We start from the raw sequence: 25,344 nt of genomic DNA on the forward strand, positions 1-25,344 counted from the left end.
AAATAATTAGATTCGGTGTTAATTCTTTATTTTTTGATATTCCTTAGCAGAATATGTTTTCATCAATTTATCTATTTCAAAAAAGCTTATTTCCGAAACACATGTATCATTATAAGTAGCCCCAATAGTATCCACCTCCATAATTTCAAATTCTATCGCTATAAATTCTGTATATCCCATATGCTGTATATAGTTCTGACTGATATCAATATATTGAGGTGAAACAGATACTTTGGATAAAGAATCTGTTCTAAAACTTACATTTTTCCATTCGTCTATTATATATTCAGAATCGCCATCAGTTCCGATAGATCTAATATTAATCTTAGCAACTCGATTATTCTTATACCAGATTTCTTCTGATTTCAAATATCCTGGGACTATTCTTATTACATAAGGCAATGCTTCTTTGTCATTAAAAGTAATCCTAATCTTTTCTCCTTTACCAGAGTTCGATCGACCTTCTACCCAAGCCGTAGCATCATTATTATCCATTAGATTTCCTTCTGAATAATCCTGAGCATTACTTTGTAAAAAACTGGACACTGAACACCTATCGATTGTCAAGGGTTTTAAGGTGTATTTATTATAAAAAGCACCATCGAATTCTACTATAGAAACCAAAGAATCTTGAGATATTTTAATGTTTTGGGAAAACAAAGATTCAAAAATCATTGTACTAAAAAGCACAACATAAAATATTGATTTACTAGATCTTAACATAAGGATTAATTCATTGATTCTAAAACTCTAAAATAAAAACACTTATTTAGATAATCACAACTGTTTTCAGTAAAATATTATGATTGATCTAGTGTGACGTATACTCTTATTAAATATAAGTATAACCCATGTTAAAAATCCCTCAATAATGATTTGCCACATATTAAACGAAAACATCGTCTTTAAATTAATAGAAATAAAAACCAAAAAAAATTAGAATACAGATAACTTCTTTAACTAAATATACAAGTATAAATTAACAAAAAATTAATAAACGATCTATTTTTTCGCATTGTCTTTAAAGTAATTCATAACATAATTTAAACAAGACAATATGAAAGCAACATTTTTACTTCTAATTACAGTACTTACATTATCAAAAACTTACGCTCAAAAAGATCCTTTATTTGGATTTAAAAAAGGAGACTTTACAATCTCTGGAACTATGAGTTATTCTTATCAAAATTCCGATTCTTTCGTAGACGATATAAACGGTAATATGTATCAATTCGAAACGGAAGGACATAATTTTAGTATTATTCCAGAAATAGGCTACTTCGTATCTTCAAGTTTTATGGCTGGTTTAAAATTTGGATATATTAGTTCTAAAACGGAAAGCTTCGACAATGATCTCTATGATTATACATCAAAAGGAAGAGGATATAGCACTAGTCTTTTCGGAAGATACTATTTTACACCGCAAAAAAGAGTTTCATTATTTATTGAGTTAGAAGCTGGGTACACAAAAAACACAATAGATTCTGATAGAATATTTCAGCTTAATGATCTTACAGCTAGTACCAATGAGGTTCAAAATTACAGTATAACAGCAGCTCCCGGAATCAATATATTCATTAATGAAGATCTTTCGATAACTTCTCGTATTGGTCGAATCGGGTATACAAATAGTAAGGATAATTTTAGCAATTCTAATAGAGATACGGGAACCAATAAAAGAGACAGTATTGATGCCAGTATTTCTTTAAACAACTTCTATTTCGGAGTACTTTATCGAATCTAAACTAAAACAATAACGCATAAAAAAGCCGATACAAAATATGACGTATCGGCTTTTATCTATTATATAATTTGGAATTTATCCTCCAAAGTCATCAAATCTGATATGCTCATCAGGAATACCGAAATCTTCTCCCATTTTCTGAACAGCCTTGTTCATTAATGGTGGTCCACAGAAATATAATTCTATATCTTCTGGAGATTCATGATGATTCAGATAATTATCAATTACACAGTTATGAATAAATCCAACGAATCCATCTCCTGCCGCATCAATATCACTCTTTACTTTCCAGTTATCTTCTTCTAAAGGCTCAGAAAGTGCCAAATAGAATTTAAAATTAGGGAAGTTCTTCTCTAAATCATAGAAATGGTCTAAGTAGAATAATTCTCTTTTAGAACGTCCACCATACCAATACGTAACTTTACGACCAGTCTGTAATGTTCTGAATAGGTGATATAAATGAGAACGCATTGGTGCCATACCGGCTCCTCCTCCTACATATAACATCTCAGATTCCGATTCATTAATAAAGAACTCTCCGTAAGGTCCTGATATAGTTACTTTATCCCCAGGTTTCTGTGCGAAAATATAAGAAGAAGCAACACCAGGGTTCACATCCATCCATCCATTTTTGCTTCTATCCCAAGGTGGAGTAGCTATACGTACATTAAGCATGATTTCTCTACCTTCTGCAGGATAAGAAGCCATAGAATATGCACGTTCCACAGTCTCATTATTTTTCATTACTAATGGCCACAAACCAAACTTATCCCATTCTGCTTGAAACTTATCCGGTGTTTCATGCTCTTCTGGATGGGCTGTAATATCCATATCAGAATATTTGATCTCACATTGCGGAATTTCAATCTGGATATATCCTCCAGCTTTATATCCCATATCTTCTGGAATTTCTACCACGAACTCCTTAATAAAAGATGCTACATTATAATTACGAACAACGGTAGCTTCCCATTTCTTGATTCCGAATACTTCTTCCGGAATCTCAATATTCATATCTTGTTTTACTTTTACCTGACAAGCCAATCGTGCACCATGTTTTAACTCTTTACGAGAAAAATGTGGTGTTTCTGTTGGTAAAGCTTCTCCTCCACCTTCTAATACGTGGCATTCACACTGAATACAGGTTCCACCGCCACCACAAGCTGATGGTAAAAATATTTTTTCACTACCTAGCGTAGATAATAGTGTACCTCCCGAAGCTACTTCTATCTCCTTTTCACCGTTAATAGTAATCTTAACAGGTCCTGACGGTAATAATTTATCTTTTGCAAATAATAAAATTCCTACTAAAACTAAGGTTAAGACCAAAAATGAAATAATGGTAATAACGATTGTTCCAATTGTCGATGCTAAAAATATCATGTTATTTAAGTATTGAAACGTTAGTGTTTTCTGCCACTTCTTTGGTAGTTTTTTCTTCTACCTGAACAGTCTTATCTTTCTTTGCTTCCTCTTCATCTCCTCCGGTTAGCATTCCTCCAAAACTCATAAAGCCAATTGCCATAAGTCCGGTAAGAATAAACGTTATACCTAATCCTCTTAATGGAGCAGGTACATTAGAGTATCTGATCTTTTCTCTAATTGCCGCAATAGCAAGAATAGCTAAGAACCATCCGATTCCAGAACCGATACCGTATACTCCAGCGTGAGTAATAGTTGCAAATTCCTTTTGTTGCATAAACAATGATCCACCTAAGATTGCACAGTTTACTGCTATCAATGGTAAGAAAATACCTAAGGAGTTATATAATGATGGCGAGAATTTCTCAACAATAATTTCTACTAATTGTACCATTGTTGCAATGGTAGCAATAAACAAAATAAAGGTTAAGAAACTTAAATCATAGTCCGAATATTCTGGACCTAACCAAACTAAAGCACCTTCTCTAAGGATATATTTATCCAATAAAAAATTTAAAGGTACTGTAATTGCCAAAACGAATATAACTGCCGCTCCTAGACCTACTGCAGTAGATACTTTTTTAGAAACCGCAAGGTATGAACACATTCCTAAAAAGAATGCAAATACCATATTATCTATAAAGATCGATTTTAAAAATAATTCTAAATAGTCCATGTTTCTATATTTTAATGATCTTCAATTAATGCTTTATTTTTACTTCTCTGGATCCAGATAATAATCCCAACAGTAATCAATGCCATTGGCGCCAATACCATAAAACCATTATTTTCGTATCCAAAAGCATATAACCCAGTTTTCTCTATTGGATCTCCTAACACTTTTGCACCGAACAATGTACCTGACCCTAATAACTCTCTAAAGAAAGCTACAATCACTAACAATACTCCATATCCGGCAGCATTACCTATACCATCTAGGAAAGATTTCCAAGGACCATTACCCAAAGCAAACGCTTCAAAACGTCCCATAATGATACAATTGGTAATAATTAGACCTATAAATACCGAAAGTTCTTTACTTAATGTATAAGCAAAGGCTTTAAGCACCTGATCCACTACGATTACCAATGCCGCTACAACAACTAATTGGACAATAATTCTAATTTTAGATGGTATAATATTTCTCATCAATGAGATTACCACGTTACCAATACCTAGAACAAAAATTACTGAGATTGCCATTACAATAGATGGCTTTAGCTGCGCAGTAATTGCCAATGCTGAACAAATACCTAATACCTGAATCGTAATTGGATTATTATCAGTAAGAGGATCTGAAAGTAATTTCTTGTTTTTCTTCGAAAACAAAGGCTCTTTAGGCTCTTTAACTTTAACTTTTTCTTCTGTTACTTCAGCCATTTGTTATTTTTTTAAAGTTTCGAAATATGGTTGATAAATTCTGATTCCTTTCTTCACCATTGCAGTTACACCATCTCCTGTGATCGTTGCACCTGCCATAGCATCTACTGCATTATCATCTTTTCTAGCATTCTTAGGATCTCCATTACCTTTCTTTACAGTAATACCCTTATAGTTTCCTGCAGCATCTAAAATACTTTCTCCTATAAAGTCATCTCTAAAATAAGCTTCTTTAATATTAGCTCCTAATCCTGGAGTTTCTCCTTTATGATCAAAAAATGCACCTTTCACTGTTTTGAATTCTTTATCTAGGGAAACATATCCCCAGATTGCATCCCAAAGACCGTTTCCTCTCATTGGCACTACATAAAATTCTTCTCCATCTTTCTTACCAATAAATAATGGCATTTTACGCTCATAATTAGCATCCTGCTTCAACTTATCATTTTCCTTCTTAACTTCTATATTAAAGGCATCCGTTGTTTTTTTAGCAGAACTTCCAGTAATGATATACTGATCATCACCAACGTACTGTTCGAATAACTCTTGTGCTTTTTCCGCCGGCACAAATTCGTTAGGATCTTCTGAATCCGCAATACCCATTGCGAATAAAATGTTCTGTTGCTTTTCTGTTATTTTATTAGCAGTAATGTTTGGCTTTAACACCGAAGATATACCTGCTAACATAGAACCTACCACAACTACCATCGCTATCGCAAAAATAATTGTATATGAATTTTTATCTGTATTAATCGCCATAACTAAGCTGTTTTTAATTTTAGACGTTTCATTCTCTTCTTAACATTCCCCTGAACAACGTAATGATCAATCGTTGGAGCAAATACATTCATTAACAAAATTGCTAAGAATACACCTTCAGGATACGCTGGATTAAATACTCTAATTAAAATAGAAATAAATCCTATCAAGAATCCATAAATCCATTTTCCTTTATTGGTTTGCGATGCTGTTACAGGATCCGTTGCCATAAATACGATACCAAATGCAATACCTCCTACAATTAAATGTTTCCAAAACTCTAAATTCATTAGAGCATAAAACTTACTAGATTCTGCAATCCATCCTGCATTGGTAACACCATTGAATATTAATCCCATTAATAATGTCCCTAATACTGCACTTACCATTATTCTCCAGCTTCCAATTTTCGTAAAAATCAAAAAAGCTCCACCTAACAATATTAATAAAGCTGATGTTTCTCCAACAGAACCAGGTATAAATCCATAAAATGCATCCATAATGGAATACGTAGCATCTCCTGATCCTAATATATTTTTGCCTTGTGCTAATCCACCAAGTACAGTTTCTCCAGATATCGCATCTAATTGTGCTCCTCCAGCAATCTCATTAGCTCTTTCTACAGCACCGTGAACCCATACTTTATCTCCAGACATCCATGTAGGATACGCAAAGAATAAAAAAGCTCTGATTGTAAGTGCAGGATTTAGAATATTCATTCCTGTTCCTCCAAATACTTCTTTACCAATCACCACTCCAAAAATAACTGCTACTGCTAACATCCATAAAGGAGTATCTACAGGGACAATCAAAGGAACTAGCATTCCCGTAACTAAATAGCCTTCTTCTACTTCATGTCCTTTAATTACTGCAAATAAAAATTCTACGGCCAATCCTACTCCATAGGAGACAACAACCAACGGTAGAACATTCCATAATCCTATAATCAGATTATCCAGTGACCAAAATGTAGCACTAAAGAAACCATTTGTTGCTCTTTCTATCTCTCCTAATTCTACATGATACTGATATCCAGCATTAAACATACCAAAAATTAAACACGGTACTAATGCCATTATTACCGTATTCATCGTACGCTTCAAATCATCAGCAGCACGAACGTGCGAACCAGAATGCGTAATTTCATTTGGTAGATATAAAAAAGTATGGAGGGCATTAAATGCAGGCGCCATCTTTTTATCTTTATACTTAAGTTTTAAGTTATGTAATTTACTTTTCAAACTCATGACCTTATCCTATTTCTTTTAACATTAAATCTAGTCCTTCTCTAATGATCTGCTGATGTGGTTGCTTAGAAACACATATAAACTCTGTCAGCGCAAAATCTTCAGGAGCTACTTCATACATTCCTAATTGCTCCATAGCATCAAGATCATTAACCGCACAAGCTTTTAAGATCTGCAATGGATAAATATCTAAAGGAAAAACAGTTTCATAATTACCTGTAACCACAAATGCTCTATGCTCGCCATTTGTATTGGTATTTAGATCATATTTTTTATTAGGAAATAACCAAGAAAAAGTTAGTGCCCTAGATGGGGAGATCTTATCGAAAATTGGTTTATTCCAACCAAACAACTCATAATCATCTCCTTCGGGAATGACGCTTATCATATCGTGATAAAAACCTAAATTACCATCAGGTTTTACATTATCTCCAGTTAGCACATTTCCGCTTATAACCCTTATATTATTATCTTTCACTCCAGAATCATATATGACCGAAGAAACCTCAGCACCTATTCTAGTTTTAAAATATTTTGGGTTTTTAACCGAAGATCCAGCCAAAGCTATAATTCGTTCAGAATTAAACTTACCAGTTAACAATAACTCTCCTATAATAACCAGATCTTGTGGATTTACAATCCAGACTACTTCTCCTTTATTGATAGGATCTAGTTTAGCGATTTGCACTCCTACATTTCCTGCAGGATGAGGCCCACTTACACTATGCAATGTTATATTATCTAATCCAGAAAAAGGAGAATTTCCTTTTTTACCTACAGATACGTGAACATCTCCTTCTGTTAATTTACTTAATGCAGTAACAGCAGCTTGAAGTTCTTTTTCTTTACCTGTCAATACATATTCTAAATCAGCAGCTAAAGGTGCAGTCACATAAGCAGATACAAAAATTGCTTTTGGAGCAACATCAGGATTAGCAATAACATCATAAGGACGTTGCTTGATAAAAGGCCAACAACCAGAAGATAACAAGTGAGACTTAATATCATCTCCACTCATTGCCTTTACATCCTTTGTTCCAAAGTCTGCAAACTGTTGTTCCTTATCTGCTAAAATTTTAAATGATAGTATTTTTCGTTTAGCACCGCGAATAATTTCCACAACCTCACCACTCACTGGGGAAGGAAAAAGCATTTTTTCATTAGTCTTAGAATGGAATAATGGTTCGCCGGCTTTAACTTCTGTACCTTGTTTGGCAATAACTTTTGGCACAATACCATGAAAATCGTCAGGCTTAATTCCGTAAACATTACTTTTGGTAGCTTCAGCAGTAATTTTCTCTGCTTCGCCAACCAGTTTAATGTCTAAACCTTTTCTGATACGAATGTCTTTTGACATATTTGTGGTCTATGTTAATTAACTAAAAAAATCGTGCAAATTTACTAATTAAAACACGTAAGTGAAAGCTGCATCTGCTATAAGATTTTATTTATAACAATTCTAAATAATGAATTTTTAAGCTCTAAAACAAGATCAATCCAATCAGGCATACATTTTGTTTATCTTTACACAGATAACTATTACATTAATGTCACAAAAACTTAAACAAACCCTATTAATTTTAGGATTATTTATTGGCTTTCAATCATTTATTACAGCTCAAGAAAGCAGGGATGAAGTCAACCCACCTGATCATATCAAAACAATTCAATTATTTGGTACTGAAGAATTTTCTGGAACACCTATTCTAAAACTCGGAGAACCACTTAATATTCAATTTGATGACATAAATGGCGATGAAGTAGATTATTATTATAAAATAACGCATTATAATTTTGACTGGACTCCTTCTCCGTTATATAAAAACGAATACCTAAATGGTTTTGATGATATTAGAATTGTCAATTACGAAAATTCTTTTAATACTCTGCAATTATATAGTCATTATATGTTAAGAATCCCTAATGAAGATACCAGAGGTCTGAAAGTAAGCGGGAATTATATGATTGAAATTTATAATGATGATGATGAAATTGTTTTTTCAAGAAAATTTATTGTTTACGAAAGTTTAGCCAATGTTAAAGTATATACGAAAAGATCCAGAAATCTGAAATATATAGACACAAGACAAACTGTTCAGTTCGAAATCAGCTCGCCTAATGAAATTTTGAAAAACCCAAAACGCACTATAAAGACATTAGTAATACAAAACAATGATCTAAAAAATGCTATAACCAACTTGGTACCACAATTCACCATCGCAAATAGTTTGGTATATAAATATGACACAGAATCTAGTTTCTGGGGCGGTAATGAATATCTTTTCTTTGACAATAAAGAAATAAGATCACCAACAGCAAATATTAGAGGAATTGATCTTCAAGAAATTTATCATAATTACTTGTACACCGATATCGTTAGAGGTAACAGGATATATACATATTACCCAGATATCAATGGTAGTTTTGTGGTAAGAAATTTAAGAGCTGAGAACAGTAACACAGAGGCTGATTATGCTTGGATACACTTTTCACTGGAGTGCTATGAACCATTGGATGGTGGAGAAATTCATATTTATGGAAACTTCAACAATTACGTAATAGATGCATCTACAAGACTAACATATGATAAAGAGAATGCAATTTATACGGCAAAAAAAATATTCAAACAAGGTTTTAATAATTACAAATATGTTTTAGTAAAATCAGATGGAACTATAGATCCAGGTTTTATAAGCGGTAACTTTGATGAGACCGAAAATGAATATATGGTAATCCCTTATTACAGAGCTCCAGGTGCTAGATACGACAGAGCTATTGGCAAAGGAATTGGAAATTCTAGAAATATAACCAATTAAAAAGGCGAAGTCAAAGACTCCGCCTTTTTAGAAGAACAGTTTAAATTATTACTGAACAACCACTTTTAAAGTTTCTAGTTTTATTCCGTTAATAGAAATTACATAAAAATAAATCCCTTTACTATCCATATCATTTCCGTTCAACCTTATCGTTTGCTGACCAGATTCAACTTTTTGATTGTGAATTACTTTTTTCTGACCTAAAACATTTACAGCAGTAATTTCTAACACCCCATTATTATTTGCCTGAAACTTTAATACTGACCTTCCGCTAATCGGATTAGGAGATATGAATGCCTTTTTGACTTTAGCAAACGAAGATTCAAAAGTGGGTTGTATAGTTCCCAACTCTTCACTAGACGTTATTTTATCACAAGATGATGGACAAGAATCCGTCCAAAACCCTACATACTTCCCATTATCTATATATCCAGTAGTAAACCAACCCGTTCTATTCCTTTCCAAATCTATAGTTTGCATTCCATTACCATCATTAAAGACAATCCCTACATCATCTGGAGAGACTCCATTAGGAACTACAAAAGACCATTTTACCCAAGGAGATCCTGATAAAGTTGTCATAGTTTGACCGGGCCAAACTTCTGTATTTTCTAATCTAATATTTCGGTTACGATCAAACACATAAATATTAGAAGATCCATTCCAATTATATGTAGGTGTTTTAAAGTAAATATCTATTGCGGCTAAGTTTAACCCATCGCAATCCACAGGACACTCATCACTCCATATTCCGTCATAATACCATCCTGTTGTACTTCTTGCAAGGTCATCGGTCTGATTACCTTGCGTATTGAAAACTATCCGCACATCATCAGCACTAACACCCGGAGATAACTGCAAGGTGTATGCATACCAATTTGTCGAAGGATAATTACTCATTTGCTGCCCAGGCCATTCAATTGTTCCTAGAAGTGTTGAGTTTGATGCAGCATTAAAAAAATAAACATCTATTTGATCACTCCACCCAGATGGTTTATAAAAATTAATTTCAATTTCTGATATCATATCTGTAGTTATTGAAACTATTTCGCTAGTAATCGATTGATTGCCTTTTCGATCTTTAGCTACTACTTTAAAATCATAATTAGTACCAGAATGCAATCCAGTAATCATAGCACTTATATCTCTTACAGATTTCACAAAATCTTCGCCTTCATATATATCATAACTTGTTACAGCTATGTTATCTGATGATGGATTCCAGCTTAAAACCACAGAAGTCTGACTAATATCCGAAGCTATAAGATTAGCAGGAACTGAAGGTGCCGTATCATCATTAGTTAATTCAATTTCTAATGGTACTTTCCACACGCCTCTACCATAAGTAGCCGCTATTAAAAAATTGTCTTTTAAATTAATTTCTAAATCTCTTACAGCCACATTAGGAAGATCAACTGAGTACTCCTGCCAATCCTGATCTCCATTTTTAAAATACACCCCTAAATAAGTACCCAAATATATAGATTCGGTTCCTTTATGATGTCTTATAACAAATTTACCCTCTTGAGGAAGAACACCAGAGATATCCATAAAATTACCTCCTTGATCACTTGAGCGAAAAACCTTTCCGCTTATAGATCCTGCAGTAGAAACATAAATAATTTGATTATCATCATTATGAACTTCAATAGAAGTAATTGACGTAGGAAAAGAATAGACTTTAGACCAATTAACTCCTCTATCTATACTTCTGTACAAACTTACATCATTAGCAAGATACATAATATTAACATCTGACGGATCTAACTCAATATGCTCTATATTATTACCTCCAAAATCAAATTCTGTTTGATTTTCAAAAGAATTATTTTCAAGCTTATAGAAACTTTTAAATCCTGCATACAAATTACCATTACGATCAGAAACTAATGGAGTGACCCAATTACCACGGTCTGGACCTGATGCCAAAAAACTTCTAGTTTTACCTCTATCCTCTGTGGTATATAAATTCATCCCATACTGTATAAAACCAAAATAGGTATCCGAATCATTCCCTTTTACCGCGCAATCCATGCCATCTGCTCCATGATACACATTCCATTGCGAACCATCCAAAGCATACCCACCGTTGTCTTGCAAACCTCCAACTAAGTAATCGGCACTGCTGTTTTCTGCTACCGAAATTTTATAAAATTGTCCGATCTGAAGTCCTTTGGTTAAATCAGTAAATGATCCACCATTATTTTGAGATTCATAAACACCTCCGTCACTTCCACAAAACAATCTCCCATCATAATAGCGCAAAAAATGAATATCCGCATGAGTATAAGTAACCTGGGCTGGACTACTCCATCTATTAATTCTCATAAAGTCATCTCCTCCATTGGTCGATTTCCAAACATTTAAACATCCAACAAATACTACATTAGGATCTTGATCAGAAACCGCTAAAGCTAAGTCATACCAGGCTTGAGTACTTTCGAAAATATTAGTTGTCTCCAGAGTTTTAATAAAGTTAGCACCACTATCCATAGATTTATACACCCCTTGAAAAGAGCTACCTGAACCTGCACTTAACAAATACACATACTCTGGATTTGCAGGAGTTACATCAATAACCAATCTGGAAGAACTCACTGGCAACCCATTACGGACCGCAAAAAAACTATTACCTCCATTAGTAGATTTATAAAAAGTATTTGAAGTTACTGCATATACAACATTAGTATCACCAGGTTTAATCTTAATATCTTTGATATTACCAGATAATGTTTTTACCCAAGTTACACCAGCATCTTCAGTCTTATAAACTCCTCTACTAGTAGCAACCCATAATTTTTTAGAATCATCAGGATCGATATAAATATCATTTCCGATTTCGTATCTATCACCTGCATCGAGACCGGTTTTACTCCAAGTATAACCACCATCAGTAGATTTCAAAACACCAATACCAAGTGCATCACTAGAATCATCATCACCTGTAGAAATATAAATAATATTAGAGTTGTTATGATCAATAGCGATTCCAGAAACTCCAATCTGAGGCAAATAATCGGATAAAGGCTCCCAATGTTCACCACTATCAATAGATTTCCAAATTCCCCCGGCAGGCGCACCAATATAAATCACGTCAGATTGGTTCGGGTCTACAACTACTACATTAACCCTACCTTGACCAGGTGACCAAGAATTAGAAGGATCATGATCAAAAGGTCCCATTGGCAACCAAGTATTTGCGATTTTTTGTCCAAAATTTTTCTTAGATCGTTTCTGCTCCCAAATATTCCAATAGAAATCTGGAGTGGGTAAAGTACCATCAGGCATAACTGCATTCTTATAAAACTCTTGCCATCTCATAAAAGGCTTATGCCCACTTCCCTTAACAGCATCATCTTTTTCTCTCCAATAATCATTAAATGCATTCACTACCTCATAAAATCTAGGGGCACTAAGATCATTCGATTTTTCTTTTAGCGTAATTTCAGACATCCATGGTGCATCCAAATTGTACTGCGAATTCGCAGATGTAGTATTCAAAAAAATCAATAAAAGCACAAAAGCTACTTTTAAGAAGGGTATTGTTTTTCTCATCTATCCAGTTTTAAGTATTAAAAAATTCTATTGTTATACCGTAACACAACTACGTAAAAATACATGCTGAATATCCTAAAAACCACTAACTAAACTACTAATTAAACTATTTAAAAAACTGAAAATCAAATATTTAAAACCATCTATATCGATAAAGGTTAAATTATATTTTTCGATAAAAAACCAATAAAATTGACTAAAAACACAGCTAACAATCACCTAAAACGTTATAATTTTTTTTCCTACATTACATTTCTATCGTTTGAGTCTCCCTCCTCTTTACATATAGCGTCAAACTATAATCTCAACACATACAAAAATTTTATGTTTTGTAACGAAATACCTTTACTTTAGTCCTATTACGCAAACAATTAACTAAAAATGAAAGAAAAGGGGAGATTTCTTAAAAAGTATAGAGGAAATGAATGTTTAAATTGTGGTATTCCTCTTGATGTAATTGATCGTTATTGCCATAATTGCGGTCAGATTAATACCACAAAAAAACTTTCTTTTAAAGACTTTTTTAATGAATTTTTTGCAAGTATTCTCTCTTATGATTCTAGGTTAAGACATACCATAGTTGGTCTACTGTTTAGACCTGGAATGATTTCCAAGGATTATATAGAAGGGAAAAGAATAAAATACGCGAACCCTTTTAGGTTTTACCTCAGCGTTTCTATACTATTTTTCATTATTAGTGGCTTATTTATTGATTTTGATAGTCTACCCACTCAAACGGATGATCAAAATAATGGAATATTACAAGTAAACCTATCCGATCAAATACCTGAAGAAAAAGCTATTACTAATGATTCCATATCCGAATCTGAAGACACAGAAGAACCTGTTTACTTTAGTGAGATTCAGTTAGACACTATGAATACTTTTAATGCTGTCCAAAATCGTTGGAAGACTTATAAATCACATTACAAAAAAACAGGACAATTAATTGCCAATATTGCTTTAGACAGTTTACAGCACAATAAAAATGGGTACACAAAATATCTATACAAAAGAAGTATCCGAACAAAAAATCTTAATGAAAACCCAATGGAGCTTCTAAAGTTTGTTTTTAACAAGCTTCCTTTTATTATATTTTTCTTTCTTCCATTTTTTGCGTTAACTATATGGGTTATTTACATAAGAAGGTCTTTTAATTACATGGAACATTTGGTTTTCATTTTCCATACGCAAACCATGTTTTTCATTTTAATGGGAATCGCAATTTTAATTGATCAAATCACCAAAAGTGAGGCTGCATCAAGTATCGCAATGTTAGTTTTTCTATTTTACCTATACAAAGCAATGCGTAAGTTCTATCAGCAAAGAAGACTTAAAACTATTGTTAAATTTCTGTTAGTAAACGTATTATTTTTTATCTTAGCAGGAATAGGATCTTTAGTAACTATTATCGGATCCATGTTTATTTTTTAATATGGTTGAACAAGTAACCAGAGGGATAAAAATTTCGGTGGATACCACCTTTGAAGGTACGTTCTTTAAGAACTATAAGATTCATTTTGCCTTTGGATATCAAATTACCATTGAAAACCAAAGTAAAGACTCTGTACAACTTACCTCTCGATTTTGGGAAATCAAAGATGCGTTAAGTAGTACAGAAATTGTAGAAGGTGAAGGTGTTATTGGCAAAAAACCAGTATTGAAACCTGGAGAATCTCACACCTATAATAGCGGATGTCTTTTAAGCTCTCCCTTTGGTGCTATGAAAGGGCATTATAACATGATCAACTTCACATCTACTCGAAAGTTTAAGGTAATTATCCCTAGTTTTAAACTTAGTGCTCCTTTTGCTCTGAATTAAGTTTCTTTACAAGATCAAACCGTATTATTTCACCCTCCTGTTCTATATGGCAATATTTACAATGAGAATCATACACGAACCTATATTTTTTAGTATAAACAAAAGTTGATTTAGTTTCAAAAAGACCTTTAAAATCCTCATCCCCATACTCTGTATACCTCCTGATTTCAAACAAAGAAATTGACGAAGATTCTTTTAAAACAAAATAAGCACCACTTCCTATTCCTGATAGAAAATGAGCTTCTTTTAAGAAATCTGGCTTCTTAATGTTCTTTTCCTGTGCTAACTTTGGTACTTTTTTATCAAAGTAGTTAGTAAGGTTTTCTTTAAAAACAGAGTTTGGATACTCTATCAAAACCCCATTCTCTACTTGATATATCTTATTTTCCATGGATCCTTTTTCCACATTACCTAAAGGACTTGGAGTAAACAATTTATTACGCAATAATGGTGTTCTTATTCTGGATTTATCTGTACTATATAGAATTGTATCCGTAACTATTCTTGAACAATTACTCCCTTCTTTTCTAAAAGTTGAATATGGAATACTTCCTTTGTTTTGAGTCTCCAAAACATACTCCTTTGCTTTATCGTAATCTATATAATCACAAACAGAAGCAACTAAACGACCACTGCCATGAGTCTTCTCTGGATTTGCTTCTAACCATAAAAGAAATTCTTTAACATTAGCCAATTTCCTATCAGCTGTAAAAGCAGCTTTAAAAGGTATTGCTAATTCCACATCAGTTACCGCACTTCTAACTCTTCCTTTACCGGGAGGAGTTATATATCTTCCAAAATCGTAATATTCTGCAATACCCGTTTTATTCTCAATAAGAACAAAAGCAGCGTGACCAGCTTTAATAATTCCGTTTTTTCCTAAACCAAAAAACTGCAGTAAACCTGTAGATTTTTTTTCTTCGTCAGAAAAGCGAACAAAAGTATCTGGAAATGCTAGGGATATTATTTTGCCCGTGTAATTCATCACACGTATAAAATTTTAATTCTACTTGTTTTCAAAATGTAACTTAGTATTAGTTTTGACTAAGCAGTTATCGCCTCAAAGGTAACGACATTTACTTCTTTGTTCTGAAGATCTTCATAGCGCATTGCAAGTTCTTCATCATTTTTAACAATCTGAGTAATACTTCTGGTTTTTAAAAACCCTCTATCAATTTGTAGATCTACATCCTTATCCCCTATTCCGGCATTCTTATGAAAATCCAATAGCGAATCCGGACTTAATCTATTTTCTTCCTCGAATACATCAAACCAACCTTCTCTTGTCTTCTTCATTTCATTAGTATATAAAGTAGAAGAAGACCAAATATGAGTTTCTTTTTCTAAAACCCTGAAATGCTTTTGTCTTCCATCCCAAACTAACTCAAAAAACTTAAGATCCGATTGCCAATTTACCGCAACTATTGTAAAAGGTTCAATCCCTTTATAATCATATGCTAGAATATCTTCTTGTAAATTATCAGATCCTAAAAGATCTTTTACTACCACCCCTCTACTTTGCCTATACGAAACCAATCTTTCATGAATTTCGAAACCTCCATTAAGAAGGCAAATCATCGTGTTCTTGTCACTAAGTCCTATCCAAGTTCCTCCAGCTACAGCATCTTTTGGAAATAGCATTCTGGTTTTATCAACTTGATAAAATTCAGGTACTAAGGTTTTGCGATTTATAGCCTCATCACGATTAGAGGTTAATATAAAACCGTTTTCTTGGGTGGGGATCAAAGTTACTGTACACATAGATTTTTGGGTCGGATAAATTTCGCACAACTTACAAAAAAAAATACATACCACAGATGTTTATAAAAGGTTAAAATCAATATTACCCTACATAATTTCCTATCTTTGCCGCTTTGAGTATACTAACACATCTTACAAATCAAACTAAATACACAAGATCATGGGAAAAGGTTTTTTTCAAGTTCCAACAGCGATCAATGAGCCTGTAAAATCATATGCTCCTGGAACTCCCGAAAGAGAAGAAGTTCTAGCAACATATAAATCTATGTATAATTCATCCGTTGATGTTCCTTTATATATTAACGGAGAGGAGATCAGAACTGGAGACACTGGAACAATGTCACCTCCGCACGACCATAAACATCAATTAGGGACGTATCACAAAGCAGAAAAACAACATATTCAGACAGCTATAGACACAGCTATAGAAGCTCGCAAAAAATGGGCAGATTTAGCTTGGGAACAACGTGCTGCCATTTTCTTAAAAGCGGCAGAACTAATTGCTGGGCCTTATAGAGCTAAAATTAATGCTGCTACAATGTTAGCGCAATCCAAAAACATATATCAAGCAGAAATTGATGCCGCTTGCGAGTTTATAGATTTTCTACGTTTTAATGTAGAATTTATGACTCAGATTTATGAAGACCAGCCAGATTCTACTTCTGGAGCTTGGAATAGATTAGAATACAGACCTTTGGAAGGTTTTGTTTACGCAATCACTCCATTTAACTTTACTGCGATTGCTGGAAATTTACCAGCAAGTGCTGCTTTGATGGGAAACACTGTAATTTGGAAACCTAGTGATAGTCAAATCTATTCTGCAAAAGTAATTGTAGACATTTTTAAAGAAGCTGGTGTGCCTGATGGAGTTATCAATGTAGTATACGGAGATCCTGTCATGATTACCGATACAGTATTAGCAAGCCCTGATTTTGCAGGTATTCACTTTACAGGAAGCACCCACGTATTTAAAGATATTTGGGCTAAAATCGGAACTAACATCCACAACTATAAAACCTACCCAAGAATCGTAGGTGAAACAGGTGGAAAAGATTTTATCGTAGCGCATCCTAGTGCAGATGCTAAACAAGTAGCTACAGGGATTTCTCGTGGAGCATTCGAATTTCAAGGTCAGAAATGTAGTGCTGCATCAAGGGCATATGTTCCTAAGAGTTTATGGACTGATGTAGAAAAATTCTTAAAAGCAGATATCAAATCCTTTAAAATGGGATCTCCAGAAGATATGGGTAATTTTATTACTGCTGTAATCCACGAAGGTTCTTTTGATAAACTTGCAAAATATATTGACCAAGCGAAAGAAGATAAAGGAGCAACAATAATTGCTGGTGGTGGTTATGATAAATCTAAAGGATACTTTATCGAACCAACAGTTATTCTTGCAGAGGATCCTAAATACACTACGATGTGCACAGAGCTTTTCGGCCCCGTTATTACCATCTATGTATATGATGATAACAAATGGGAAGAAACGTTAGCTTTAGTTGATAGCACTAGTGAATATGCATTAACAGGAGCTATTTTCTCTACAGACAGATATGCTGCTGCAGAAGCTACTAAGAAATTAGAAAATGCTGCTGGTAATTTTTATATCAACGATAAGCCAACAGGTGCCGTTGTAGGACAACAACCATTTGGTGGAGCTAGAGCATCAGGAACTAATGATAAAGCTGGATCATACCTAAACCTATTACGTTGGGTATCTCCTCGTACGATCAAAGAAACTTTTGTTACTCCAGCAGATTATAGATATCCTTTCTTAGGAGAATAATCTCGAGTAAACTATATAACCCACAGACCGTATATCATTTTTTGGAGTTTGATTCCAATCTTATTGATATACGGTTTTTCTTTTGGAGGAGAAACACTAGACATCAATGTGCATGATACGTATTATGTTACACCCTGGTTTTACATATTTCAGTTTCTATCCATTATATTTTTCGGTATCGGATTGACTTATTATGCTATTCTCAAACTGAATAAAAAAAGAAATTCCTTACTTACCCAAATCCATCTGATTGGAACCCTTGGAGGAATTCTTGTCTTTACTTTACTTCCTATCTTTTTTAATACTGAATCTGATTGGAAAATCAAAGAAACCTTATTTATTACTCAACTAATACTTTTTCTAATTATACTTATTCTACAACCTTTACTTTTCTTACATTTAGTAAATAGTATTTTTAAAAAGAATTAGGAAAATGAGCATACGTCCTGCAAAAATTGAAGACCTTCCGACGCTATTGGATTTTGAACAAAAAATCATAGAAGCAGAAACACCCATGGATTCAACACTAAAAACCGATGAAAAAATCAGTTATTATAATCTTGGTGAATACATAAAAGTCGATCACACAGAAGTTGTAGTTGCAGAAATTGACGGAAAGGTTGTTGGAAGTGGCTATGGCCAAATCAGAGATCGAAAAGAATATTTCAAGCAAGAAAAACTGGGATATATCGGCTTTATGTATGTAAAGGAAGCCTTTAGAGGACAAGGAATTAGCCAGGGAATAATTCAGTATTTATCAGATTGGTTTGCAGCAAAGGATATCGAAGAAGTTCAGCTGGATGTTTATGACCAAAACCCCATAGCCATTAGAGCCTACGAAAAAGCAGGTTTTGAGAAATATCTGATCCGTATGCGAATTAATTTAAAGGGGAAATCTTAAGATACATCTTTCTTTATATTTTTTCATTACTTATAATTACGAACTTGGATAAAACTGAAATCTATTTTCAGTATCCACGTAAAAACTCGTTTTAAAGTAAAAACGATTACAAATATTATCTTTAGGCAAGCATTTGCTTACTTATGTTTAAAATATAACTCTATAAAACTCCATGAATCAAAAAAAAGCTCCTTGGTACTTTCTTTTACTACTTATTTTGGCTGGAGAATCCGTATTCATCCTTCCTTTTGTACTTGCTCGGGTTTTTAGACCTACTGTTCTCGAAGCATTTGGTTTGGATAATTTACAGTTAGGTCTTTGCTTTTCTGTATACGGCATCGTTGCTTTGCTATCGTATCTTTTTGGAGGTCCCATAGCGGATAAATTTCCTCCGAGGAAACTGATAGCCGTAGCATTATGGATGACTGCTCTAGGAGGACTACTATATGCTACATTTCCTGATTACACCACGTTAAAAATCCTATATGGATATTGGGGGTTTACAACTATTTTTTTATTCTGGGCACCAATGATAAAGGCTACCCGAGTTTGGGGTGGAACTACATCACAAGGAAAAGCATTTGGTTTTCTTGACGGCGGACGCGGATTAGTAGGAGCATTATTTGGAGCTATGGGTGTGTTTATTTTTTCATTATTCGTTACTTCCGAAATTGCAGAGGCGACCCTCTCAGAAAGCAAAACTGCTTTTAAGCAAGTGATACTTGTATCTTCTGGTATTGTAAGTCTGGTTGGTGTTCTCGTGTGGTTCTTTATGAAATTAGATCATAAAACCGAGCAAGACATCATCTTGGAAAAAATTACAATTTCACAAATTGCAGCAGTTTTACGATTACCTTCTGTATGGTTGTTAATGATCATAATTCTATGTGCATATGTAGGGTATAAAATCACCGATGTATTTTCATTATACGCTCAGGATGTGATGTTATATGATCAAGTAAAATCTGCGCAAGTCGGTACTTTTCTACTATTCATACGCCCTCTAATCGGCGTCCTAATCGGGGTATTGGCAGATCGTACACAAACTACATTATGGTTAATGGTCAGTTTTATGATATCTTTCTTTGGAGCGATATTGTTTGCGTTGGGTATGATTACAGCATCGGCAACCACTTTGTTCTTTATATCCATATTAGTAGTAGCAACAGGAGTCTACGCTGCACGCTCTCTTTACTTTGCAGTGATGCAACGTGGTCAAATCCCGCTGGTACTAACAGGAACAGCTGTTGGTCTTATTTCTTTAATTGGATATACGCCAGATATCTTTGCTGGTCCTGCCATGGGATATCTTTTAGACAAATCACCTGGAATACAAGGACACCAACATGTATTCTGGATGCTGGCCTTGTTTTCTTGTATTGGTGGTATTGCTGCCTGGTATTACCATAAACTATACAGGGAAAAAAAGTAACTTAAATTTTATCATCTAGATCAAAAATTATAAATTCTTGATTTCGCGCTTTACATTACAGAGATACTTCAATTTATTTAAATGTGGTTTACCATTGATGCCTATCAAATAACTCAATACCTTCATAGTTCTTTATAACGAAAGACCAAAAAAAAGGAACGTATATTCTTAGGTTAGAAAACACTCACTCATCAACTTTGTTACGAAATGAACTTTGAATCGTCTTCAATAAAAAGGTGTATAATTATGGAATTAAAAAAATTACAGAAAATAGGTGGAGTATGCGCAATTCTTGAAGCTCTAATTTACATCTTAGCTTTTATCATCTATGGTGGTATATTAGTTTATCCAAATACAAATGCAAGCATCGTAGAAGAATTAAATTTCTTATCTGATAATCATCTCATTTTGTCAATATTGAATCTTGTAAGCTATGTACTATTTGGAATTCTATTAGCAGTATTAGTTCTAGCAATTCATCAACGATTAAAAACCTACTCAGCAATCTTTTCTAAATTAGCTTCTACTTTCGGAATAATTTGGGTCGGACTCGTTATCGCAAGTGGAATGATAGCAAACATAGGACTAAATTCTGTAATTGGAATTGGAATTAAAGAGCCAGAAAATGCAATGTTACTATGGTCTAGTATTAGTATTATTTCCGAAGGGCTTGGCGGCGGAAACGAAATCGTCGGAGGGATATGGTTGTTACTACTTAGCATTATAGCCTTTAAAGAACAATTATTCTCAAAGTCACTAATTTTTCTTGGTATTTTAGTTGGAATTGTAGGAATTTTAACCATTTATCCATTAGAAATTTTCACGGAAATTTTTGGAATTAGTCAAATAATTTGGTTCCTATGGATTGGAATATTTATGATACGCAAGCCATCAGAAGTAATTAGCAATTAAAAGCATTTTCAAAAAGGGAAATCGAAGCTAAATAATTGATGGTATTCAAAACATATAAGTACTAATAATCGCATAAGTGTTTTGAAAGAAATTAAATAAGTTTCTCATTAGGTTAAAAACAGGTTAATCTTCACTATAGATAGAAGATAATGATCGAATTTAAACACCAAATACCCCATACTACAACTAATTTACAACTTATACTTTATCGGTAAGTGTACCACTTTTTTGGTCTCAAAAAAATCTTCTTCAAAATAATCCGGTAAGTTGTATTGAGTAGCTTTTGGAAACAAAGCCAGTTCCTCTGTTAAATCGCCTCCTTTTAGATACAAAATGCCATTAGATAATGTATGAATTGACTTTTTGGTTATATTTTTACGCACCCATTTCACAAAATCGGGCATATTAGTTACCGCTCTACTGACCACAAAATCAAAACGATTATCAAATGTTCCTGCCCGTTTTTGTTCTGCCTTAACATTTGTTAGTTCTAATACACTTGCAACCTCATTAACAACACGTATTTTTTTTGCTATTACATCCACCAAATAAAATTTAGTTTCAGGAAACATAATAGCTAATGGAATTCCGGGGAATCCACCACCTGTACCAACGTCTAGCACAGAACCCCCCTCTTTAAACTCCTGAACCTTAGCTATTCCCAATGAATGCAATACATGTCTCTCATACAACAGATCAATATCTTTTCTAGAGATTACATTGATTTTAGCGTTCCAATCTTTATACAAATCACCCAGTTGACCGAACTTATGTATTTGGTCTTCTGTTAATTCAGGGAAATATTTAAGTAGAATATCCATTGCGTATTTTTTAAAGCGCAAAAATACATGTAAACTTCATATATTTTACTACTTTTTAAGAACTTAGAAAAATATAAATACCTAACTTTACCGAATAATTTATGACTAATAACGTTTAGTTATAAACCCAAAAACCCATGACTACACCTAATGTAAGATTTAGCAGAGCGGATTCCGCAAAATTTTTCAGAACACTGAATAAACGTGTAAATGATTATTTCAAAGAAAATAATATCAAACGCACGGGTAACTGGAAATTACACCTGAAAACGATTGTAATGTTTTCTCTTTTCCTAACACCTTATTTTTTAATTCTTACCCTAGACATTTCTCAATGGTGGATGTTATTATTAACCATCATCATGGGAGTAGGTATGGCTGGTGTAGGAATGAACGTGATGCATGATGGAAATCATGGTTCTTATTCTTCTAAAAAATGGATCAATAATTTAATGGGTAGTAGCCTCTATATTTTAGCTGGTAATGTGTACAATTGGCAGGTACAACATAATGTTTTACACCACACCTACACCAATATTCACGGCCACGATGAGGATATGGATGCTGGAAGAATTATTCGTTTTACTAAACACGCAGAGTGGAAAAGATTTCATAAATTCCAACATTATTATTCTGTATTCCTATATGGTTTGTTGACTTTTAACTGGGCAATAACCACTGATTTTAAGCAAACCAGAAATTATTTAAAGCGTAAGCTTTCTTATGGAAAATTACCAAGTCACTTAAAACAATGGAGTACAATTGTAGTTACTAAGATTATTTATGTGATGATCTGGATTGTAATTCCTATGCTGATTATGTCTATAGCCTGGTGGAAAATTTTAATAGGGTTTTTCGTGATGCACTATGTAGCAGGTCTTATTTTAAGTATTGTATTTCAATTGGCACATATGGTAGAAGAAGCCCAGATGCCATTGCCTGATACAACAGGTACTATGAAAAATACTTGGGCAATTCATCAGTTATTTACTACTGTAAATTTCTCAACTAAAAATAGATTAGTCAACTGGTTTACTGGAGGGCTAAATCATCAGGTAGAGCACCACATTTTCCCAAATATCAGTCATGTTCATTATACTAAAATTTCTAAAATAGTGAAGCAGACTGCTCAGGAATTTAATCTACCATATAACGAATATAAAACCACCCGCAAAGCGATTATTGCCCATTTCAGACATCTGAAAGAAATGGGGATCGAACCCGCAATGCAACCATAACTTTTATTTACCAATTACCAAAATGAGTACACAAGTATCGGAAATGAGCATTCAATTATCAGACAAAATTAACAAGCTTAAAGCTTCTGCAACATTAGCGATGGCGGCAAAAGCGAGAGAACTAAGAGCAGAAGGAAAAGACATCATTGGACTAAGCTTAGGAGAACCGGATTTTAACACACCGGATTTCATTAAAGATGCAGCCATTAAGGCGGTTAATGACAATTACAATTCTTACACTCCTGTTGATGGATATATAGAATTAAAAGATGCGATTATCACTAAATTTAAAAGAGATAATAATCTTACTTATGACCGCTCTCAGATTGTTGTTTCAACAGGTGCAAAACAGTCATTATACAATGTAGCACAAGTGTATCTTAATCCAGGGGACGAAGTCATTCTTCCTTGTCCATACTGGGTTAGTTACAGTGATATCATAAAATTAGCTGAAGGAGTTCCTGTAGAAGTAAAAACTTCTATTGAAACCGATTTTAAAATGACTGCTGAACAGTTAGAAAAAGCGATAACTCCAAAAACCAAAATGATTTGGTATAGTTCTCCTTGTAACCCAAGTGGCTCTATTTATAGCAAGAAAGAACTAAGAGCACTGGCAGATGTGTTACAAAAATATCCTGATATTATTGTAGTAAGCGATGAGATCTATGAGCATATTAATTATGTTGGTGACCACGCTTCTATGGCACAATTTAATGATATGTATAATAGAACGGTTACCGTTAATGGAGTAGCAAAAGCTTTTGCTATGACAGGATGGAGAATCGGTTATATCGGGGCGCCAAAAGCTATTGCCAGAGCTTGTAACAAAATGCAAGGTCAAGTAACCAGTGGAGCTAATTGTATCGCCCAGAGAGCAGTAATTACTGCATTGGAAGCACCGGTGAGCAATATCCAATACATGGTAGATGAATTTAAAAATCGTAGAAAACTTATTTTAGGTCTTCTGGCTGATATCCCTGGATTCGAATGTAACGAACCTGAGGGTGCTTTCTACGTTTTCCCAGATGTTTCTTATTACTTCGGAAAAACGATTAATGGAAACACTATAGGAAATGCCTCCGACTTATCTATGTTTTTATTAGAGCACGCAAATGTAGCAACCGTTACTGGTGATGCTTTTGGAAATGGAAATTGTATTAGAATTTCTTATGCAGCCAGCACCGCACAAATCAAAGAAGCTGTAAACAGAATCAAAAAAGCACTACTATAATTTAACAAAATCATATAACTTATATTAAAAAACCGATGATTCCATAAAAATTATCGGTTTTTTATTTTCATAAAAATAAAATATTGTTTTTGGAGTTATCATCTTTACACTTTTAAATGTTTTGGGGAAAACACTTATAAGAAAGAGACAAGTTGTGGTTTGAGCATAAATAATATTCTTAAAACCTACTTTTTGTATTTATGGACACTCTTGAAAAAGAACGTATCGTTCAAAAAAATGTGCTTGAAATTTTTAAAGAAAATTTTAAAAGCCCTTACTTAGAAGATGAAATCTTAAACTATACACCTTCTGATGTAGAAAACACTGTACCTTATTACGAATCTATTCTCGATATCTTTTTTATCGAACAGGAATACTTGCAAAGCGTAAAAGGCTGCGTAAAAGATACTATTAAAAAAGTCGCAGAACTGTGGCATATAAACCCATACGCTTTTGGGCCTTGGGAAGAGTCTTTTTGATTATTAATGTAAATTACATTAATATAAACTTGACA

Annotated in this window: 23 protein-coding genes; 12 read left to right on the forward strand and 11 right to left on the reverse strand. The window is 33.7% G+C overall.

Annotated elements, in window-relative coordinates; all coding sequences use genetic code 11:
- Positions 1–18: 18 nt before the first annotated feature.
- Positions 19–723 (reverse strand): hypothetical protein, encoded by a 705-nt coding sequence (locus tag Q0921_RS06740; protein WP_299255230.1) that lies wholly within the window; start codon positions 721–723, stop codon positions 19–21.
- 334 nt (positions 724–1,057) lie between these two features.
- Between Q0921_RS06740 and Q0921_RS06745 the strand changes: the two genes are divergently transcribed.
- Positions 1,058–1,744: an autotransporter domain-containing protein gene (locus Q0921_RS06745; RefSeq protein WP_299255233.1), complete on the forward strand. Its 687-nt coding sequence runs from the start codon at positions 1,058–1,060 to the stop codon at positions 1,742–1,744.
- A gap of 75 nt (positions 1,745–1,819) precedes the next feature.
- On the opposite strand, the gene nqrF is transcribed toward Q0921_RS06745, so the two are convergent.
- From nqrF to Q0921_RS06775, 6 genes are read right to left on the reverse strand one after another with little or no spacing between them, the layout of a single operon-like run.
- On the reverse strand, positions 1,820–3,127 hold the full coding sequence (nqrF, locus tag Q0921_RS06750) for an NADH:ubiquinone reductase (Na(+)-transporting) subunit F (RefSeq protein ID WP_299255236.1): 1,308 nt from the start codon (positions 3,125–3,127) through the stop codon (positions 1,820–1,822).
- A 1-nt stretch (position 3,128) separates the two neighbouring features.
- Positions 3,129–3,842 carry an NADH:ubiquinone reductase (Na(+)-transporting) subunit E gene (nqrE, locus tag Q0921_RS06755; RefSeq protein WP_299255239.1) on the reverse strand — a complete coding sequence of 238 codons (714 nt, stop codon included), beginning with the start codon at positions 3,840–3,842 and terminating at the stop codon, positions 3,129–3,131.
- A gap of 11 nt (positions 3,843–3,853) precedes the next feature.
- Complete coding sequence (locus Q0921_RS06760; protein WP_299255242.1) at positions 3,854–4,546, reverse strand: NADH:ubiquinone reductase (Na(+)-transporting) subunit D; 693 nt, start codon at positions 4,544–4,546, stop codon at positions 3,854–3,856.
- 3 nt (positions 4,547–4,549) lie between these two features.
- Complete coding sequence (locus Q0921_RS06765) at positions 4,550–5,305, reverse strand: Na(+)-translocating NADH-quinone reductase subunit C (RefSeq protein WP_299255245.1); 756 nt, start codon at positions 5,303–5,305, stop codon at positions 4,550–4,552.
- A 2-nt stretch (positions 5,306–5,307) separates the two neighbouring features.
- Positions 5,308–6,552, reverse strand: a complete 1,245-nt coding sequence (locus Q0921_RS06770) for an NADH:ubiquinone reductase (Na(+)-transporting) subunit B (RefSeq protein ID WP_299255248.1) — start codon at positions 6,550–6,552, stop codon at positions 5,308–5,310.
- Between the two features lie 4 nt (positions 6,553–6,556).
- A complete protein-coding gene (locus Q0921_RS06775; RefSeq protein WP_299255251.1) occupies positions 6,557–7,909 on the reverse strand; it encodes a Na(+)-translocating NADH-quinone reductase subunit A in 1,353 nt (450 codons plus the stop codon).
- Between the two features lie 190 nt (positions 7,910–8,099).
- On the opposite strand from Q0921_RS06775, the gene Q0921_RS06780 reads away from it, so the two are divergent.
- Entirely contained in the window at positions 8,100–9,368 is a 1,269-nt protein-coding gene (locus Q0921_RS06780; RefSeq protein ID WP_299255254.1) for a DUF5103 domain-containing protein, read from the forward strand.
- Positions 9,369–9,416: 48 nt separating this feature from the next.
- Here the strand turns inward: Q0921_RS06780 and Q0921_RS06785 are convergent, their stop codons facing one another.
- Positions 9,417–12,923, reverse strand: a complete 3,507-nt coding sequence (locus Q0921_RS06785; RefSeq protein ID WP_299255257.1) for a starch-binding protein — start codon at positions 12,921–12,923, stop codon at positions 9,417–9,419.
- A gap of 381 nt (positions 12,924–13,304) precedes the next feature.
- Here Q0921_RS06785 and Q0921_RS06790 point away from each other — a divergent pair, with 381 nt between their 5' ends.
- Both Q0921_RS06790 and apaG read left to right on the forward strand, forming a co-directional pair.
- Positions 13,305–14,357 carry a DUF3667 domain-containing protein gene (locus tag Q0921_RS06790; RefSeq protein ID WP_299255259.1) on the forward strand — a complete coding sequence of 351 codons (1,053 nt, stop codon included), beginning with the start codon at positions 13,305–13,307 and terminating at the stop codon, positions 14,355–14,357.
- A 1-nt stretch (position 14,358) separates the two neighbouring features.
- Entirely contained in the window at positions 14,359–14,745 is a 387-nt protein-coding gene (gene apaG, locus Q0921_RS06795) for a Co2+/Mg2+ efflux protein ApaG (protein WP_299255262.1), read from the forward strand.
- Here apaG and Q0921_RS06800 read toward each other — a convergent pair.
- Positions 14,720–15,730, reverse strand: coding sequence for a DUF6695 family protein (locus tag Q0921_RS06800; RefSeq protein ID WP_299256121.1), 1,011 nt, complete (start codon positions 15,728–15,730; stop codon positions 14,720–14,722). The two genes, apaG and Q0921_RS06800, sit on opposite strands and share 26 nt — an antisense overlap.
- Positions 15,731–15,789: 59 nt before the next feature.
- Positions 15,790–16,506, reverse strand: a complete 717-nt coding sequence (locus Q0921_RS06805) for an NRDE family protein (RefSeq protein ID WP_299255265.1) — start codon at positions 16,504–16,506, stop codon at positions 15,790–15,792.
- Between the two features lie 160 nt (positions 16,507–16,666).
- Here Q0921_RS06805 and pruA point away from each other — a divergent pair, with 160 nt between their 5' ends.
- From pruA to Q0921_RS06830, 5 genes are all read left to right on the forward strand, one after another.
- Positions 16,667–18,295 carry an L-glutamate gamma-semialdehyde dehydrogenase gene (gene pruA / locus Q0921_RS06810; RefSeq protein ID WP_299255268.1) on the forward strand — a complete coding sequence of 543 codons (1,629 nt, stop codon included), beginning with the start codon at positions 16,667–16,669 and terminating at the stop codon, positions 18,293–18,295.
- Between the two features lie 48 nt (positions 18,296–18,343).
- A complete protein-coding gene (locus Q0921_RS06815) occupies positions 18,344–18,724 on the forward strand; it encodes a hypothetical protein (protein WP_299255271.1) in 381 nt (126 codons plus the stop codon).
- A gap of 4 nt (positions 18,725–18,728) precedes the next feature.
- The gene (locus Q0921_RS06820) at positions 18,729–19,196 is read left to right on the forward strand and encodes a GNAT family N-acetyltransferase (protein ID WP_299255274.1); all 468 of its coding nucleotides are present in this window, start codon (positions 18,729–18,731) and stop codon (positions 19,194–19,196) included.
- A gap of 172 nt (positions 19,197–19,368) precedes the next feature.
- Positions 19,369–20,628 carry a nitrate/nitrite transporter gene (locus Q0921_RS06825; protein ID WP_299255277.1) on the forward strand — a complete coding sequence of 420 codons (1,260 nt, stop codon included), beginning with the start codon at positions 19,369–19,371 and terminating at the stop codon, positions 20,626–20,628.
- Positions 20,629–20,835: 207 nt separating this feature from the next.
- Positions 20,836–21,540: a hypothetical protein gene (locus Q0921_RS06830; RefSeq protein WP_299255280.1), complete on the forward strand. Its 705-nt coding sequence runs from the start codon at positions 20,836–20,838 to the stop codon at positions 21,538–21,540.
- 191 nt (positions 21,541–21,731) lie between these two features.
- Here Q0921_RS06830 and rsmG read toward each other — a convergent pair whose 3' ends face one another.
- A complete protein-coding gene (rsmG, locus tag Q0921_RS06835) occupies positions 21,732–22,361 on the reverse strand; it encodes a 16S rRNA (guanine(527)-N(7))-methyltransferase RsmG (RefSeq protein ID WP_299255284.1) in 630 nt (209 codons plus the stop codon).
- A 137-nt stretch (positions 22,362–22,498) separates the two neighbouring features.
- Between rsmG and Q0921_RS06840 the strand changes: the two genes are divergently transcribed.
- From Q0921_RS06840 to Q0921_RS06850, 3 genes are all read left to right on the forward strand, one after another.
- Entirely contained in the window at positions 22,499–23,599 is a 1,101-nt protein-coding gene (locus Q0921_RS06840; RefSeq protein ID WP_299255286.1) for an acyl-CoA desaturase, read from the forward strand.
- A 43-nt stretch (positions 23,600–23,642) separates the two neighbouring features.
- Positions 23,643–24,830 (forward strand): pyridoxal phosphate-dependent aminotransferase, encoded by a 1,188-nt coding sequence (locus tag Q0921_RS06845; RefSeq protein WP_299256123.1) that lies wholly within the window; start codon positions 23,643–23,645, stop codon positions 24,828–24,830.
- Between the two features lie 200 nt (positions 24,831–25,030).
- Complete coding sequence (locus tag Q0921_RS06850) at positions 25,031–25,309, forward strand: hypothetical protein (RefSeq protein WP_299255289.1); 279 nt, start codon at positions 25,031–25,033, stop codon at positions 25,307–25,309.
- Positions 25,310–25,344 lie beyond the last annotated feature (35 nt).

Origin of the sequence: uncultured Aquimarina sp., assembly GCF_947496855.1 — a bacterium.
GTDB lineage: Bacteria > Bacteroidota > Bacteroidia > Flavobacteriales > Flavobacteriaceae > Aquimarina.